11 protein-coding genes, 1 tRNA gene and 1 pseudogene are annotated in these 15,139 nt (G+C 62.6%); 6 read left to right on the forward strand and 7 right to left on the reverse strand.

Annotated features, from left to right (window positions below):
• Nucleotides 1-4: 4 nt before the first annotated feature.
• Nucleotides 5-79 (forward strand) — tRNA-Val (locus GRI59_RS00175).
• A 145-nt stretch (nt 80-224) separates the two neighbouring features.
• On the opposite strand, the pseudogene GRI59_RS15720 reads toward GRI59_RS00175, so the two are convergent.
• Nucleotides 225-457: pseudogene (locus tag GRI59_RS15720) on the reverse strand (transposase); the annotation flags it as partial.
• A gap of 41 nt (nt 458-498) precedes the next feature.
• Here GRI59_RS15720 and GRI59_RS00180 point away from each other — a divergent pair.
• Entirely contained in the window at nt 499-2,019 is a 1,521-nt protein-coding gene (locus GRI59_RS00180; protein ID WP_160759214.1) for a hypothetical protein, read from the forward strand.
• Nucleotides 2,020-2,031: 12 nt separating this feature from the next.
• On the opposite strand, the gene GRI59_RS00185 is transcribed toward GRI59_RS00180, so the two are convergent.
• On the reverse strand, nt 2,032-2,274 hold the full coding sequence (locus tag GRI59_RS00185; protein WP_337190203.1) for a hypothetical protein: 243 nt from the start codon (nt 2,272-2,274) through the stop codon (nt 2,032-2,034).
• Nucleotides 2,275-2,690: 416 nt separating this feature from the next.
• Between GRI59_RS00185 and GRI59_RS00190 the strand changes: the two genes are divergently transcribed.
• Both GRI59_RS00190 and GRI59_RS00195 read left to right on the forward strand, forming a co-directional pair.
• On the forward strand, nt 2,691-5,315 hold the full coding sequence (locus tag GRI59_RS00190; RefSeq protein ID WP_160759215.1) for a M14 family metallopeptidase: 2,625 nt from the start codon (nt 2,691-2,693) through the stop codon (nt 5,313-5,315).
• Between the two features lie 43 nt (nt 5,316-5,358).
• Nucleotides 5,359-6,093 carry a hypothetical protein gene (locus tag GRI59_RS00195; RefSeq protein ID WP_183363568.1) on the forward strand — a complete coding sequence of 245 codons (735 nt, stop codon included), beginning with the start codon at nt 5,359-5,361 and terminating at the stop codon, nt 6,091-6,093.
• On the opposite strand, the gene GRI59_RS00200 is transcribed toward GRI59_RS00195, so the two are convergent.
• The 4 genes from GRI59_RS00200 to GRI59_RS00215 form a co-directional block, all read right to left on the reverse strand.
• Nucleotides 6,067-6,744, reverse strand: coding sequence for a Fe2+-dependent dioxygenase (locus GRI59_RS00200; protein ID WP_160759216.1), 678 nt, complete (start codon nt 6,742-6,744; stop codon nt 6,067-6,069). The two genes, GRI59_RS00195 and GRI59_RS00200, sit on opposite strands and share 27 nt — an antisense overlap.
• A 100-nt stretch (nt 6,745-6,844) precedes the next feature.
• A complete protein-coding gene (locus GRI59_RS00205) occupies nt 6,845-7,846 on the reverse strand; it encodes a DUF6607 family protein (RefSeq protein ID WP_160759217.1) in 1,002 nt (333 codons plus the stop codon).
• 18 nt (nt 7,847-7,864) lie between these two features.
• Entirely contained in the window at nt 7,865-10,117 is a 2,253-nt protein-coding gene (locus GRI59_RS00210; RefSeq protein ID WP_337190204.1) for a TonB-dependent hemoglobin/transferrin/lactoferrin family receptor, read from the reverse strand.
• Nucleotides 10,118-10,253: 136 nt separating this feature from the next.
• Complete coding sequence (locus tag GRI59_RS00215) at nt 10,254-10,907, reverse strand: TetR/AcrR family transcriptional regulator (RefSeq protein ID WP_160759218.1); 654 nt, start codon at nt 10,905-10,907, stop codon at nt 10,254-10,256.
• A gap of 122 nt (nt 10,908-11,029) precedes the next feature.
• On the opposite strand from GRI59_RS00215, the gene GRI59_RS00220 reads away from it, so the two are divergent.
• On the forward strand, nt 11,030-13,357 hold the full coding sequence (locus tag GRI59_RS00220; RefSeq protein WP_160759219.1) for a TonB-dependent receptor: 2,328 nt from the start codon (nt 11,030-11,032) through the stop codon (nt 13,355-13,357).
• A gap of 65 nt (nt 13,358-13,422) precedes the next feature.
• Here the strand turns inward: GRI59_RS00220 and GRI59_RS00225 are convergent, their stop codons facing one another.
• A complete protein-coding gene (locus GRI59_RS00225; RefSeq protein WP_160759220.1) occupies nt 13,423-13,662 on the reverse strand; it encodes a hypothetical protein in 240 nt (79 codons plus the stop codon).
• 100 nt (nt 13,663-13,762) lie between these two features.
• Between GRI59_RS00225 and serS the strand changes: the two genes are divergently transcribed.
• A complete protein-coding gene (gene serS / locus GRI59_RS00230; protein ID WP_160759221.1) occupies nt 13,763-15,040 on the forward strand; it encodes a serine--tRNA ligase in 1,278 nt (425 codons plus the stop codon).
• Nucleotides 15,041-15,139 lie beyond the last annotated feature (99 nt).

Consider the following 15,139-nt stretch of genomic DNA (forward strand, 5'->3'; position numbering starts at 1 on the left):
GGGCGGGCGCGTAGCTCAGCGGTAGAGCACACCCTTCACACGGGTGGGGTCACAGGTTCAATCCCTGTCGCGCCCACCATTTTTCCCTAGGTTTCAGAGTCTTTTAACTCTGTGGGTAAAGATGGTCCTTCGCTTCAGTGCGGAACAATGAGTGAAAATGCAGGCCAACGCGGCCCGAAACCGTACAATCCCCCTAACCGCAGACTCTCCCCCTGAAAGGCGTTCCGGGCGCGGATATCCTCACGACGATCAACCACCCGCGAAGGATCGCGCGGGTTCGCAATACATGCGGCAAGCCGCCCGCAGATCCTCATCATTCGCTCGACCTGCGACAGCGCCAGCAGCATGCCGCCGTCCGAAGTGAGCCTACTCCCACACCAAACGCAGCTGTGGCCCTCTTGCCGCGAACCGCTGGAAACGAAAATACGGGCGCGCTATCAGCGCTTCCGACAGGTATAGTCTGCGGAACTTTCTACGTTGTATTTAAAGGAGTTAGCTGTGACAAATCGTGACGGTTGGCCGGAGGCAACGAGCTACTTGCTGCTTCTGGCCGCTATCCCACCGCTTCTGCTTATTCCCCTCAATCACGATGTCGTCTGGCAACTTTGGATTGGCAGAGAGATGACCGCTGGCGCGCAGCTGTATGTAGATATTCTAGAGATAAATCCGCCACTTTGGTTTTGGATTGCGCAGTCCCTTAATGTATTGGCTGAGAGTATTAGAGCACCTGCAACAGGCACGCTGATCATAGCATTTGGTTTAACTATTGGCATAAGCATCACACTCTTATCGCGTCTGATTTCTGATAAGCGAGCAATCCAACGATTTGCAGTCTATGCCGCAGTGCTGACGGCCACCATCGTCTTACCTCTCAATGATTTTGGCCAACGTGAGCACTTCGTCTTAATTGTCTCAATTCCGTATTGTGCATTGATCGCTGCTCGTCTTGATGGAAAATCTCCTTCAAACAGACTAGCTTCTGCAATCGGACTCTTGGCTGCTCTAGGATTTGCATTGAAGCACTATTTTGTGCTGGTTCCGTTGGCGCTTGAGCTATTGCTCTTTCTTTCCAGACGCGCCGATTGGAGAGCCTTGCGCGCCGAAACTGTTGTGCTTGGAACATCTGCACTGACATATGCCGCCTGCATCTTCATTTTCGCGCCTGAATTCATCAAAACGATGGTGCCATTGGTGCGGCTCGCATACGACAGTTATAATGTGCAGTTCTCCGAACAACTTCAGCATTCCTTCGTCGGCGTTTACCTTTTTGCTGGATTTGGATTTCTCGTTTACGGATGGCCAGCTTCCAAGCTCTCGCAAGCTTTGATTGTTGCATCCGTGATGTTTCTCGGCGCCTACTTTCTTCAGCAAAAAGGCTTCCGCTATCAGGCGCTCCCAGCGACCGGTCTAATGTTTCTTGGAATTGTAATGGAGATTATGGAAGCGCGGCTCCGATCATTTCGACAGCGTGCTGGGGCAAGCATGCTTTCATTAGCGCTTCTTTTTCCGATCGTCGTGGCGATTGCCAGCGGCACATATTTCAACAGCAAACGTATCGAAGCTGAACTCGCCACTGAGGATCTCAGTTCGGGAGACGTGGTTCTGACACTGGGCGCAAATCCGAGTGACATTTGGCCCATGAATTACGAACGCGGGCTGGTCTGGCCATCCCGCCATTTTGCATTCTGGATGTTACCGACGTTTGCCAAAAGGACCTCGCCAGAACTAGAAGCTTTTGCCGATCGGGTTCGCCTTGATACTGCACACGACATCGCCTGCCTGCCTCCAGATCGCATTCTTGTGAGCTCAACATATGGCCGGAGTTGGGAGGGGGTACGTAGTTTCGATATTCTCGGCTTCTTCCGAGCGAATAAGGAATTTGAGGAGGTGTTCCGGCAGTATAGTATTGGACACCGCTACGGCCGGTTTCAAGGCTATGACCTAGTCGGCAAGATTGACAGGCCTGACAACTGCCGGCCCCGATCTCCTTCAGCTCAAGGCGACATTGGGGCGAGTTAATAGCGGACGCTTTCAAGCGTCTGGATGCTGCGACGGGGCTTTGCCGTGGATGGTCGCTTGCGCGCGCTCGATCGCATCGGGGCTCAATTTGCCGCTTTCGTTCAACAGTGTGGAGGCTATCGCGCGGAAGCCGTGCGCGGTCATTTCATCGGTAGCGTAGCCCAGCCGCCGCAGACCGGCATTGATGATGTTTTCGCTCATCGGGCTGGTGCAGGTGCGCACGGATGGAAAGACGTAACCGATCGGCCCCGTCACTGCCTTGACTTGCCGGGACAGCTCTACAGTCTGCCGCGATAGGGGAACATGATGCGCCGGCCGGGCTGAAAGGTCTCCATGTCCATGATGCGTTCTAGCGCGAATGCAGTCAGGTTGGATATGATCAGGTACAAAGCTCGTACACTCGGCTTAGGCCTACGCTATGATATTCTATCAAAATCATAATATTAACTTAGGCCACCAGCCCCCTTCACACGGGTGTGGTCACAGGTTCAATCCCTGTCGCGCCCACCATTTCCTTCCCTTTGCGGCAGAGTGGAAATGGAATGACTGTGAACCGCCTTGGCCCGCTGCGCCTCCTACTTGCGTCATTCGCCCCTCCTGCCTTGACCGGGCAACGGTGTTCGCGGCAAGGCTTGTCGCTCACGCCGTCGGGCGATCAAGCGAGGTTCTTCATGCGCAATAAATTCTGGGGCCAGTGCCTTGTCGTAATGGCGGCTCTGATGAGTGCAGGCCAACCTGCCGCGGCGCAGTCCTTTACCGAGGGCAGCTTTGATCCTGCGATCCCCACGTTGACCGCTACGGTCGGCCATGCGCCGGGCGCCCGCATTACCTCGCCGGACCAGACCTATGTCTATCTGAAGGCGCTTGCCGAAGCTGCGCCGGATCGGGCACGGCTGGTGCAATATGCGGTGAGCTGGGAGGGGCGGCCGCTCTATTACCTCGTGCTGTCCGCACCCGCCAACATGGCGAAACTCGACGCAATTCGGGCCGATATGGCGACAATTGCTGCGGGACGACCCGGCAATGGCTCGGCGATGCCCGTGACATGGCTTGCCTACGGCGTCCACGGCAACGAGATCTCCTCGACCGATGCGGCGCTGATGACCGCCTACCACCTGCTCGCCGCCAAGGATGACGCGCGCGCCGCCAAGATCATGGCCGGCACCATCGTCGTCATCGACCCGATGCAGAACCCCGACGGGCGCGCGCGGTTTGTGAACAATTTCCTCGCTTCGACCGGCATCACCCCAGCTGCCGACCGGCAGGCGGCCGAGCATGACGAGCCGTGGCCTTCGGGCCGGGTCAACCACTACATGTTCGATCTCAACCGCGACTGGTTCACGCTCAGCCAGCCCGAGACCCGGGGCAAGGTTGCCGCGATCCGCCAGTGGAACCCGGTGGTGGTGGTCGACCTGCACGAAATGGGCGGGGACGAGACCTATTTCTTCAGCCCCGCCGCGCAGCCCTTCAACCCCAATCTCTCGGCAGCGCAAATCCGCAGTTACGAGCTGATCGGGCGCTACAACGCAGCCGCCTTTGATGCGCGCGGCGAGCCCTATTTCACGCGTGAGGTCTATGACCTGTTCTACCCCGGTTATGGCGACACCTGGAACGCGCATCAGGGCGCGATCGGGAGCACCTACGAACAGGGTTCTGCGCGGGGCTTGGTGTTTGCACGGCGCGACGGGACGGAACTGACCTACGCTGACGGCATCACCAACCACTTCACGGCCAGCCTCGCCACCGCTGCTGCTGTGGCCGACAATCCTGCGCGGTTCCTCAGCGACTTTGCCGCCAATCGCAGCGGCAATGCCAGTGGCTCGGCCGGACGCGGCACGTATGTGATCGACCTGTCGAAGCGGCGCTGGAATGCCGAGCGGCTGGGCCGCCGCTTGGCCGAACAGGGCATCACCGTGCTCCGACGCGAAGGCAGCGCGAGTGTTTGCGGAAAGTCCTATCCCGCAGGCTATCTCGCCGTCCCGCAGGCCCAGCCCGCCGCGCGGCTGGTAAAGAGCCTGCTTGACCGCGACACGCCGTTGCCGCCCGATTTCCTCGCCGAACAGGAGCGCCGCCGCTCGGTCGATCTGCCGCATGAGCTTTACGATGTGACCGCATGGTCGGTGGGGCCGATGGCGGGCGTGGATGTGGCGCTGTGCAATGCGGCCGTCAGCGGCGATGCAATGAGCGCCGATGCGCCGATTGCAGCCAAGGCGGAAGGATCAGGCAGCTTTGGCATTGCCGTGCCGTGGACCGACAGCGGGCAGGCGCGGCTGGTCGCCTTGGCGCTGCGCGAAGGGATCGACGGGCGCGTGACCGACCGCGCCTTCACCACCGCAGGCCGCGAGTTTCCGCGCGGGACAGTGGTGTTCCCGGCAGGCTCCAATAGCCCGGACAAGCTGGCACGCCTCGCCGAACTCACCCGAGACGTCGGTGCGCATACGGTGGCGCTCGAAAATGGCTGGGTCGACGATGGGCCGAACCTTGGCAGCGAGCATTTCGTGAGGCTAACCATGCCGCGCGTCGCCGTGGCATGGAACGACGGCGTCTCGCAATTGAGCGCGGGCGCGCTGCGCTATGTGCTCGAACAACGGCTTGGCCTGCCGGTAACCCCGATCCGCACCAGCCGGTTGGGCCGCGCAGACCTGTCGGATTACGATGTGGTGCTGGTGCCCGAAGGCGATCCGTCGAGCGTGCTCGGCGATGGGGGCCTGCGGGCGATCCGCAGCTTCGTGCAGCGCGGCGGCGTGCTGGTGGCAATCGGTGAGAGCTTGGAAACCTTCAGCAGCGGCGAAAATCCCCTGCTGGCTGTGAAGCGTGAAGCGGCGCTGGGACGTGAGCCTGCCGACGGCGATGACGACAAGGCCGCGCTGGCTGAAGCAGTCGCGATCGGCAACGACGCGGAATACCGTGAAGCGATCAAGGACCAGCAGGCACTCCCCGACACGCTGCCGGGCGCGCTGCTCAATGTCGTGGGCGAGCCCGATCACTTCCTCTCCGCCGGTTACGACAATGGCGCCGTGGTGCTCGCGACGGGCACGCAGATCTTCACCCCGCTCGACCGGGCCAATGGGATCAACGTCTTGCGCTTCGCCGCGCCAGGCAACCTGATCGCCAGCGGCTATGTGTGGGACGAGAATCGGCGGCAGCTGGCCTATAAGCCCTACCTGATGGCGCAGCCGCAGGGGCGCGGGTTGGTGATCGGCTTTGCCCATGATCCTTCGGCCCGTGCCTATCTCGAAGGGCTCGACCTGATGATCGCCAACGCGGTGATGGTGGCGCCGTCTCGGGTGCGGTGACAGGCTCTAGGCGCGGCACGGCGATTGTGTCATCTTGACCGGGATGGCGTTGTTTGAAGCCCTTGTAGTCCTTCATGTCGCCACCGGAGCAGTGGGGCTGACGGCGTTCTGGGGGCCGATCGTAACGCGCAAAGGTGCCACCAAACACCGCAAGTGGGGCCGCGCGACGTGTTACGGATTTCTGGGCGCGGGCGCACTCGCCATCGCGATGGCGCTGCTGTCGCTCTACGGGCCCGACCATCGCCACCCCGAAGTCACTGACCGCGCGCTGTATGAAGGCCTGTTCGGGTGGATGATGCTGTACCTTGGCGTGCTCACCATCGGCTTTGTCGACTATGGCCTCGCCGTGGTGCGCCACAGCCGCGACCGGCGGGCGCTGCGTTCGGTCCGGTATCAGGCGATCATTGGCGCTGTGGTGATCTCGGGCGCGTGGTGCGGGATTTACGGTTTCAAGGTTGGCCACCCGCTGATGATGCTGGTCGCTTTCATCGGCATTGTCGCGATGATGATCCAGCAGCTTTACATCTGGCGTCCAGCCGAGTCGCTCCGCACGACATACATAGGCGAGCATTTCCGCGCGCTGATCGGCATGGGCATTTCGGCCTATACCGCCTTCCTTTCGGTCGGGCTGATCCGGCTGATCCCCGAACACGTGTTCAACCCTCTGATCTGGGCCGGGCCGAGCATCATCGGCGTCAGCCTGATCCTCTACTTCACCGTGAAGGGCAAACGCACCGCTACCGGCACAACCTCAGGACCGCGCCCACATCCGCAATAGGTTGGCGATGGTCTTGTCCAGCGTCAGCAGCTCGGCCGACTGGGCGGGCAATTGCTGGCGGAGTGCGGTGCGCAGGTTTTCGAGATCGAACAGCATTTCACGCTGCGCCGGATCGGCGACCGTGCTTTCGATCCAGCCGATGCAGACGATCCGCGTGCCCTTGGTGACCGGCTTGACCTCGTGGATGCTGCCCGAGGGATAGAGCACCAAATTGCCCGCCTCGCCCTTCAGCTCCTGCGTCATGCCCGCGGCGTGGATCACCAGCTCGCCGCCCTCGTATTCGCCGGGCGGCGTCAGGAACAATGTAAAGGAAAGATCGGTGCGCAGCCGCTGCGCGCCCCGACCCATCAGCGCATTGTCGACATGGGCGCCATACTTGCCGCCCACGCCCGTCCGGCTGATGATCACCGGCGAGAAGCGGCGCGGCTGCGCGGCGGCTTTCACCACGATATTGTCCGAAACCAGCTGGGACAGCTCGTCCTGCAAGGCCCGGCCCGCTGGCGAGTTCATCGCCGCCTGCTCGTTACGCTTCACCTGCCGCGCGACCGATCCTGCGGTCTCCCGCCCGTCGCGCCATTCTAGCATCGCGATCCGCTCGGCAATGGCAGCGCGGTGGTCGGCATCTTCGAGCGCGTTGATGACAAGGATCATAGGTTCCGCTCTAACGCTTGGGCCGCCACCCAGCAAGAAGGCCGGCGGGAAGCGAGGACACAGCTTCCCGCCGGCAGGGGCACCGAGGATTTGGGGACGCTTAGCCGCCCTTGCGGGACGTGCCTTCCTCGATCAGCGCCAGCGCCTTGGCGCTCGCGGCTTCGGGGGTCTGCTTGCCGTCCTTGATTGCGTCGGCGAGCAGCATCAGTTCATTGGCGATGGTGGTGCCGGCGCTGGCTTCTTGTGCGATGCGGATGCCGCCATTGGCTTCGGCCACTGCCTCCCACTTCTCCCGCACGGCGTCCCAATATCCCTTGGTCTTGGCCCAATAGGTTTCTGCCGCGGCCACGTTGTAGCCATTGAAGCGCTCGTAGGTGTTGAGGACATATTCCTGCACTACCGGCGCGGCCTCGCCGCCGTCCTTGGGGGTCACCATCTTGGTGTTGTCCTGCCAATGGATCCACCCGTTCGGGGTCAGCTGGTGGCGGTTGATGCCCATGTAATGGTCGTAGACCGGATTGCGGATCGCATCGCGCCGGGCGAGCGGGCGGGCCGTCCAGTTGGAACGCCAGCGGCGGATGCCCTGTGTCGTCTCCCATTCGCCCCACCCAGCATAACGTGGGCTGTCATCGACCTGATACACCGTCTGCGACCAGCGCCCGGCGCGCATCTTTTCCGGCACGGCGGTCAATTCCCAGGTGTCACCGCCGGTGAAGGCGAGGATCTTTTCAGGCTGAAATTCCCAGTCCTGCCGCCAGTGCTTGACGACATAGGGATTGGCCTCGTCCCCCGTCACCAACAGGTGCTGGAGCACGATGCGAGCGCCGGTATCCTCAATCACGCGGACGCTTTCGTATCCGCCGGAAATCTTGCGCTCCAAGGGCGCGTAGCCCTCCAGCCACGGGGTCGATTCCTGCATGTCGAAGGTGACTTTGAAGTCACCCGCCATCGCAAGGATGGTCTGGCGGTCTTCCTCGAAAGCAGCCTTGGCGGCTTCGGCGGTCTGGACAATCGGGCCATCGGCGAGCGCCGGGGCGGGGGCACCAGCCAGCGCGAGCGCGGCGATCCCGGATGCAAACAGGGTTTTGGTCAGTCGGTTCATGGGGTCCTCCATTCAGGTTCAGAAGCGGTAGCTGGCCGAAAGGCTGAGGTTGCGGCCCGGCCGGGTGAAGGCATCGGCGATGCCCGCGTCCGCGACGCTGAGGCCGCGCACATCGGACCACAGGGCGTAGGTCTCGTCCGTCAGGTTGAAGAGGCCGGCGCGCAGCTTCAGCCGCTCGGTCACGGCGTAGAAGGCGGTGAGATCGAGGATGGTGGACGCATCGGGACGCCCGAACAGATCGTCGCCATTGGCCGCGCGCTCCAGCTCATTGGCGCCCTTACGGGCATTGTGGGTGAGGATCAGCTCTCCCCCGAACCGGCCCGAAGGCGCGCGGTAGCCCACGCCTGCGTTCATGTTGAACGGATCAATGGTGTCGAGCGGCGCGCGGCTGCCATCGGGCGCATTCACATCGCCATTGGCATAGGCCAGCGCGACCCGCGCGTTCCAGCCGCTGTCCAGCTTCACCTCACCCCGCGCTTCCAGCCCTTCGATCTCCACGGCGTCGAAATTGACGAACTGGAAGATCGCCGGATCCTGCGGGGTGAAGCTGCCGCTGACCACCTGCTGGTTGATGAAGTTGTCGTAATCGCCCTTGAAGCCGGTCAGCTGGAACGAAAACACCTCGCCCACATAACGCGCTCCGACCTCCCAGCTTTCGCTGGTCTCGGGCCGCAGATCGGGGTTGGGGATCGAGGTGTAGCCGCCCGCGACGAATTCGAAGAAGTTGTTCACCTGGCTTGGCGTCGGCGCGAGGAAGCCTTGCGCGTAATTGCCGAACAGGATCACATCAGGCGCGAGTTTTACGGTGACGCCCAGCTTGGGGGAGAGACGACTGTCGCTTTGGCCTGAGGCGGTGAAGGTCGGCAGCAGCGGGTCTTCAGTCGGGTTGAGATCGTAGAAGTCGAACCGCAGCGCCGGGAACAGCGTCACCGCGCCATCGAGCAGACCGATCTCGTCGGCGACGAACAACCCGCCCAGCGTGAAATCGGTTGCCGGGAAGGCCCGGGTCGGGAACGTCTCGCCCCGCCCCGGCACCGTGCCGCTGCGCAGTCCCTCTTGCCGGGTCCAGCTGACATCGCCGCCGATTGCGACGCGGTGCGCCATGCCGCCGAGGTCGAAGCCTGAGCGCACCTCGCCCGCCGCGCCGTAAACGCGGTTTTCGAAGGTATTGAGCCGCTCACGATCCGGGGCGGGGGTCGCAGTGAGCGTGGTCCGCTCCTCAAGCGCGAACTGCCGGTCTTCGGCGTCCTGCCAATAGGCTGAGAGGAAGGCATATTCGATTGGGTCCTCGGGCGAACCGTCATAGGTCCAGTCGAGCGAGGCGCGCAACCGCTCGGTCGTGTCGCGGGCGTTGAGGGCGTCCACGGTCCACACGGGATTGGGGCCAAAGGTGAAAGCCGGGCCGATGCCGGTCAGCACCTGCGTCTCCACCGCACTATCCAGATGTTCGCCCGTCAGGCGTATGCGATACGGGCCGTTGTCCCACACCAGCTTGGCGAGCATCGCATCGCTGCGCCCATCCTGTGGGTTGGGCGCGGTGCGGGTGGGGCCGGTGCCTTTGATCGTGCCTTGATTGTCCAGTTCGGCGAAGTCGCGCCGGGTATAGGCCACCATCGCCGACCAGTTGCCGGTCTGCCCGGCCAGCGTGGCGGTCTGGGCAAATTCATTGTCGTCACTCGAGTATTGCGAGGTAACGAAGCCGCCGATGCTGGCGCCCGCGATGATATCGACCGGATCGGGGGTGACGAAGCTGATCGCGCCCGCCAGCCCATCCGAGCCGTAGAGCGCCGAGGCCGGGCCACGTAGGATTTCGACCTGCTTGACTAAGCTAACATCGGCAAACCCGCCGCGTCCGGCGTCCTGCGGGCCGAAGCTGAAGCCCTGCGGCGCGCGGATACCGTCGACCTGGACCAGCACCCGGTTGCCGCCGATCCCGCGCACGGTGAAGCCTTCGTTGCGCGCGCGCCCTGTCGCCCCGATAGCCGCGCCGAAGCGGGCGGGCGCGCGACGGACGGAGACGCCGGGTTCGAACCGGACCAAGTCCTTGATGTCGGTCGCAAGTTGGTCGGCGATTTCCTGATCAGTGATGATCGTGACGGTGGCGGGCGCCTCCTCCTGCAACACCGGAGTGCGGGTCGCGGTGACCGTGATCCGCCCGGTTTGCTGCTGCGCTTCAGCCTCTGCTTCGGATGTGAGATCCTCGGCCGCAGCGGGTACTGCGAGCAGGGCGAGGGGGGCGGTGGTCAGGGCAAGTCTGTTGATAAAGTACACGCGAAGGGCATCCTGCTGGGGGAGTGAAGGAACCCCAGCTTGATGTTATTATTGCTAATGCGAGTCAATAAGGAATGCAAATAAGAATCGTTCGCATTTTAAGCGCGCAACTCCACGCTCGCCGGATCACCCGACTCTACCGCCGCAGCAGCCCTTCAGCGAGCAGCCGATTGACGCCCGCCGCGACCTCCTCAGGCGACTTGTCGGCCAGGCCCCACACGGCAAAGCGCAGGCCTGCAAAGACGTTCATCCCCATCATCGCCCAAGCTTCGATCTCGCCCAACCCGTCGCGGAATTCGCCCCGTGCTGCCCCTGCCTGCAGGCGCTCGACAAAGCGCGCGGCGATCGTTTCGTAGTGGTCGCGGTAGCTGGCCGGATCGACGAATTCGGCCTCGTCGATGATCCGGTAGACTTCCTTGTGCTCGGCCGCGAAGTTCAGGAAGGCGAGCAATCCCGCCCGCTCGATCTCGAGCGCGCCCATACCCTCACTGATCGCCGAGCGTGCGCTGCTTTTGACTTGCTCGCTCATGTCGGCGACCAGCGCGCGGAACAGAGCGTCCTTGCTGTCGAAATATGTGTAGAAGCTCCCCAGCGCCACGCCTGCCCGCCGCGTGATCGAGCTGACCGAAGCTTCGTGGAAGCCCTTCTCGCCGAACTCCTCCGCCGCAGCATCCAGCAGCTTGCGCAAGGTCCGCCGCCCGCGCTCGGTACGCGGCACTTTGGCGTCACCACAGGCCGCGTCTTCGACTCCGGATTCGACCTTTGTCTTGGCTGTCTGAGTGTTGCCCATCAGCTACTCCCTCCACGCTTTCGGTAGGCGGCGCAAGACTCGTGCACAAGTCTAAACTTGAAAGGTGGTTCAACTTTCAATATTGCTATCAGCATAAGAGGGCCAGGAGAGGAAACATCTCGATGAACATTAATCTTTGCGCGCGTGCTTTGCTGCTTGCCGGATGCGCTGGAGTCGCCACTTTCGCCGCGCCGCTCGCCGCGCAAGACAGCGCTGCGGATATAGCCGCCGAAGCCGCAGCAGCAGCTGAAGAAGACAACACGATCTACGTCACGGCCCGTCGCCGCGAAGAACGCCTGATCGACGTGCCGCTGTCCGTCACCGCGCTGTCGGGCGATGATCTGGTCAAGCAGGGCGTGCAGGATCTCACGCAAATCGCCCAGCAAGTGCCCAACATCACGCTCGAAGTCAGCCGCGGGACCAACACCACGCTCACCGCCTTCATCCGCGGCGTCGGCCAGCAAGATCCGGTCGCCGGGTTCGAAGCGGGCGTCGGGCTCTATGTCGATGACGTCTACCTCAACCGGCCGCAGGCCGCCGTGCTCGATATCTATGATGTCGAGCGTATCGAAGTGCTGCGCGGGCCGCAGGGCACGCTCTATGGCCGCAATACCATCGGCGGCGCGATCAAGTATGTGACGGCGGAACTACCCGACGAAACCAGCGTGAAGATCCGCGGTACCTATGGATCCTATGATCAGGCCGACCTGATCGTTACCGCCTCGACCCCGATCACCAGCAACCTCAAAATCGGCGCCAGCGGCGCAAGGCTTTCGCGCGGCGGTTTTGGCGACAATCTGACGCTCGGAACCGAAAACTACAACAAGGACGTCTGGGCCGCACGCGGCACGATTGAATTCGACAATGGGCCGGTGTTCGTCCGTCTGTCGGGCGATTACGTCAAGGACAGCTCCGAAGCGCGCCAAGGCCACCGCTTCATCCCCGGCCTGCGCAGCGGCGCTCCCGTGCTGGACGACGTGTTCGACACCCGCGCCGGGCTCAACATCGTCGATCAGGAAGTCGAGGCTTATGGCGGGGCGCTGAACGTCGCGATCGAACTCAGCGACACGCTGACCTTCAAGTCGATCACCGGCTACCGCGAGGACAAATCGACCACCCCGATCGACTTCGACAGCCTTGCCGCCGTCGATCTCGACGTGCCGGCGATCTACAACAATGATCAGCTGAGCCAGGAATTCCAGCTGCTTTATGAAAGCGACAGCCTGTCAGGCGTCGTGGGCTTCTACTACCTTGATGCCAACGCCTTCACCGCGTTCGATGTGGCGCTGTTCACCACCCTCAACGGATTGACGGCGCAGACGCTGGGCGATGTGAACACCAAGACCTGGTCGGTCTTCGGCGACTTCACCTATGACCTCAGCGACACGATCAGCGTCTCGGTCGGCGGGCGTTACACCAATGACAAGCGCACCAGCACGGTGCTGAGGACCACCTTCCTCGGCGGGTTCTCCAACCTGTTCGGGGGTACCGGCGTTGCCGCAGCGGTCACCAGCAACTTCAACGGCAGCGCGACCTTCAAGGACTTCAACCCGCGCGCGTCGATCAGCTGGCAGCCGAATGCCGACAACAATGTCTATTTCAGCTATTCGCAGGGCTTCAAGGGCGGCGGTTTCGACCCGCGCGGCCAGACCACGGCCTGCCGCAATCCGCGCGGCGGAGCCTGCACTGCGGACGAGGTGTTCGATTTCCTCGCCTTCGATCCGGAAACGGTCGACAGCTTCGAACTGGGCTGGAAGGCCTCGCTTCTCGACAACCGATTGAACATTAGCCTGGCGGGCTTCCTTGCGCAGTACAAGGACGTCCAGATCCCCGGCTCGGTTGGCTTCGATGGCAATAATGACGGGGTGAACGAAAGCTTCATCGGAATCACCTCGAACGCGGCGAGCGCAGACGTCAACGGGATCGAATTTGAAGGCAACGCGCTGGTCGGGGAAGACTTCGCGGGCGAAGGCAGCCGCTTCAGCGTCAACTGGTCGCTCGGTGTACTTGATGCCAAGTTCAACACCTTCATCGACGCCTTTGGCCGCGACGTAGCGGATCAGCGCGTGTTCCAGAACACGCCGGACATCACTGCACACATGGGCTTCAACATGGGTGTGCCGCTGGCAGGCGGGATGATGGATTTCATTGGCCTCGCCTCGCTAAGGTCGGATGCGAGCCAGTTTGAAGTGCCCAACCCGTTCCTCGATCAGGACGGTTTCGTGCTGGTCGATGCGAGCATCATCTACACCTCGGACAGCGGGCTCTACTCGATCGGGGTCCACGGCAAGAACCTGTTCGACAAGGAATATATCGTCGCCGGTTACAACTTCGTCGCTGGCGGGGTTGGCGGTGCGCCGTTCATCCCGACGCTGGGCCGTGAAGGTACGCTGACCGGCTTCTACGGCGATCCGCGCCGCGTGTTCGTCACGGCGCAGGTCAACTTCTGAACGCTCTTTCCCCAGGGGGCGGCGGCCTCTGAATTGCCACCGCCGCCCCTTACTCCATTACTGGGTTACTGCTGGACGGGAGCAGTCGGCGGGGTGGGCTTGGTGGCCTGCTCCGCCGTATTCTTGTCCATGATGCGCTTAGCGACATAGCCGCCGACACCCAGCGCCACCATCGCGGGCAAGCTGACTCGCGAGATGATGAAGGGAACGGCGGTCGCCAGCACGACGCCAGTTGCCCCGCCTGCTGCCGGATGCTTCTTTGCGACGCTTGCGCCAATCGCGGCGCCGATGAGTTTACGGATCATTTTGCGATACCTCCTGCGCAATCAACCCTCCGAAGCACAGGGATGTTCCATGGCGATTGCGGCTTTTCTTGGGCTTCCCAAGCGGGCATAGCGCCACGCCATGCACGACATCCGCTTTATCCGAGACAATCCCGAAGCTTTTGACGCAGGCCTCTCCCGGCGCGGGCTGGCCTCGCTCGCCGCGCATCTGATTGCGCTGGACGAAGAGCGCCGCGCGGCGACCACGTCCGTGCAGGTCGCGCAGAGCCGTCGCAACGAGGCGTCCAAGCTGATCGGCGCGGCGATGGCGAAGGGGGACAAGGACGGGGCCGAAGCGATCAAGGCCGAGGTTGCGGCGCTCAAGGATCAGATGCCCGCATTGGAAGCCCGCGCCGATGAACTGGCGACGAAGCTGAAAGAGGCGCTGGAGATCATCCCCAACCTCCCCGGCGCGGACGTGCCTGACGGCGGCGGCGAGGAAGACAATGTCGAGGTCTCGCGCTGGGGCGATGCGCGGGTGTTCGACTTCACGCCCAAGGAACACGCCGACATCGCGCCTGCACTCGGCATGGATTTCGAAACCGGCACCCGGCTGTCAGGCGCGCGCTTCACTTTCCTGCGCGGCGGCATGGCGCGGCTGCACCGGGCGCTCGGACAGTTCATGCTGGATGTGCAGACCGGCGAGCATGGTTACGCGGAGTGCAACCCGCCGGTGCTGGTGGGCGACGATGCCATGTATGGGACCGACAAGCTGCCGAAGTTTGCCGAGGACAGCTTCAACACCACCAACGGCCGTTGGCTCATCCCCACCAGCGAAGTCAGCCTCACCGCCAGCGTCATGGGCGAGTTGCTCGACGAGGCCGCACTCCCGATGCGGCTCACCGCGCTCACCCTGTGCTTCCGCTCCGAAGCAGGTGCGGCGGGGCGCGATACGCGGGGGTTCATCCGCCAGCACCAGTTCGAGAAATGCGAGCTCGTCAGCATCGTGCGGCCTGAAGACAGCGAGGCCGAACACCAGCGCATGGTCCGTGCGGCGGAAACGATCCTCGAACGGCTGAACCTCCCCTATCGCAAGCTGCTGCTGTGCACCGGCGACATGGGCTTCGGCGCGCGTAAGACCTACGACCTCGAAGTCTGGCTTCCCGGCCAAGGCGCGTTCCGCGAGATCAGCTCGTGTTCGAACACCGGCGACTTCCAAGCGCGCCGCATGAGCACCCGCTACCGCGTCGCGGGCGAGAGGCGCACCGAGTTCGTCCACACCCTCAACGGCTCGGGCCTCGCGGTCGGGCGCACGCTGGTCGCGGTCATCGAGAATTATCAGAACGCCGACGGCTCGGTGACCGTGCCCGAGGCGCTCAGGCCCTATATGGGCGGCGTCCAAGTCATCTCGCCTAACTGACCCACCTCGTCACCCTGAACTTGTTTCAGGGTCCATGGTGCCCCAAACACTGCACAGCGACTGGCAGACACATGGATGCTGAAACAAGTTCAGCATGAC

It is taken from the genome of Erythrobacter ramosus, assembly GCF_009828055.1.
Taxonomy (GTDB): Bacteria; Pseudomonadota; Alphaproteobacteria; order Sphingomonadales; family Sphingomonadaceae; genus Erythrobacter; species Erythrobacter ramosus.

Bases quoted from the DNA above. Each gene is read 5' to 3' on its own strand.
- GRI59_RS00225 (WP_160759220.1), bottom strand. From the start codon at position 13,662: ATGATCCGTAAACTCATCGGCGCCGCGATTGGCGCAAGCGTCGCAAAG.
- GRI59_RS00200 (WP_160759216.1), bottom strand. From the start codon at position 6,744: ATGATCCTTGTCATCAACGCGCTCGAAGATGCCGACCACCGCGCTGCC.
- GRI59_RS00215 (WP_160759218.1), bottom strand. From the start codon at position 10,907: ATGGGCAACACTCAGACAGCCAAGACAAAGGTCGAATCCGGAGTCGAA.
- GRI59_RS00195 (WP_183363568.1), top strand. From the start codon at position 5,359: ATGGCGTTGTTTGAAGCCCTTGTAGTCCTTCATGTCGCCACCGGAGCA.
- GRI59_RS00205 (WP_160759217.1), bottom strand. From the start codon at position 7,846: ATGAACCGACTGACCAAAACCCTGTTTGCATCCGGGATCGCCGCGCTC.
- GRI59_RS00220 (WP_160759219.1), top strand. From the start codon at position 11,030: ATGAACATTAATCTTTGCGCGCGTGCTTTGCTGCTTGCCGGATGCGCT.
- GRI59_RS00190 (WP_160759215.1), top strand. From the start codon at position 2,691: ATGCGCAATAAATTCTGGGGCCAGTGCCTTGTCGTAATGGCGGCTCTG.
- serS (WP_160759221.1), top strand. From the start codon at position 13,763: ATGCACGACATCCGCTTTATCCGAGACAATCCCGAAGCTTTTGACGCA.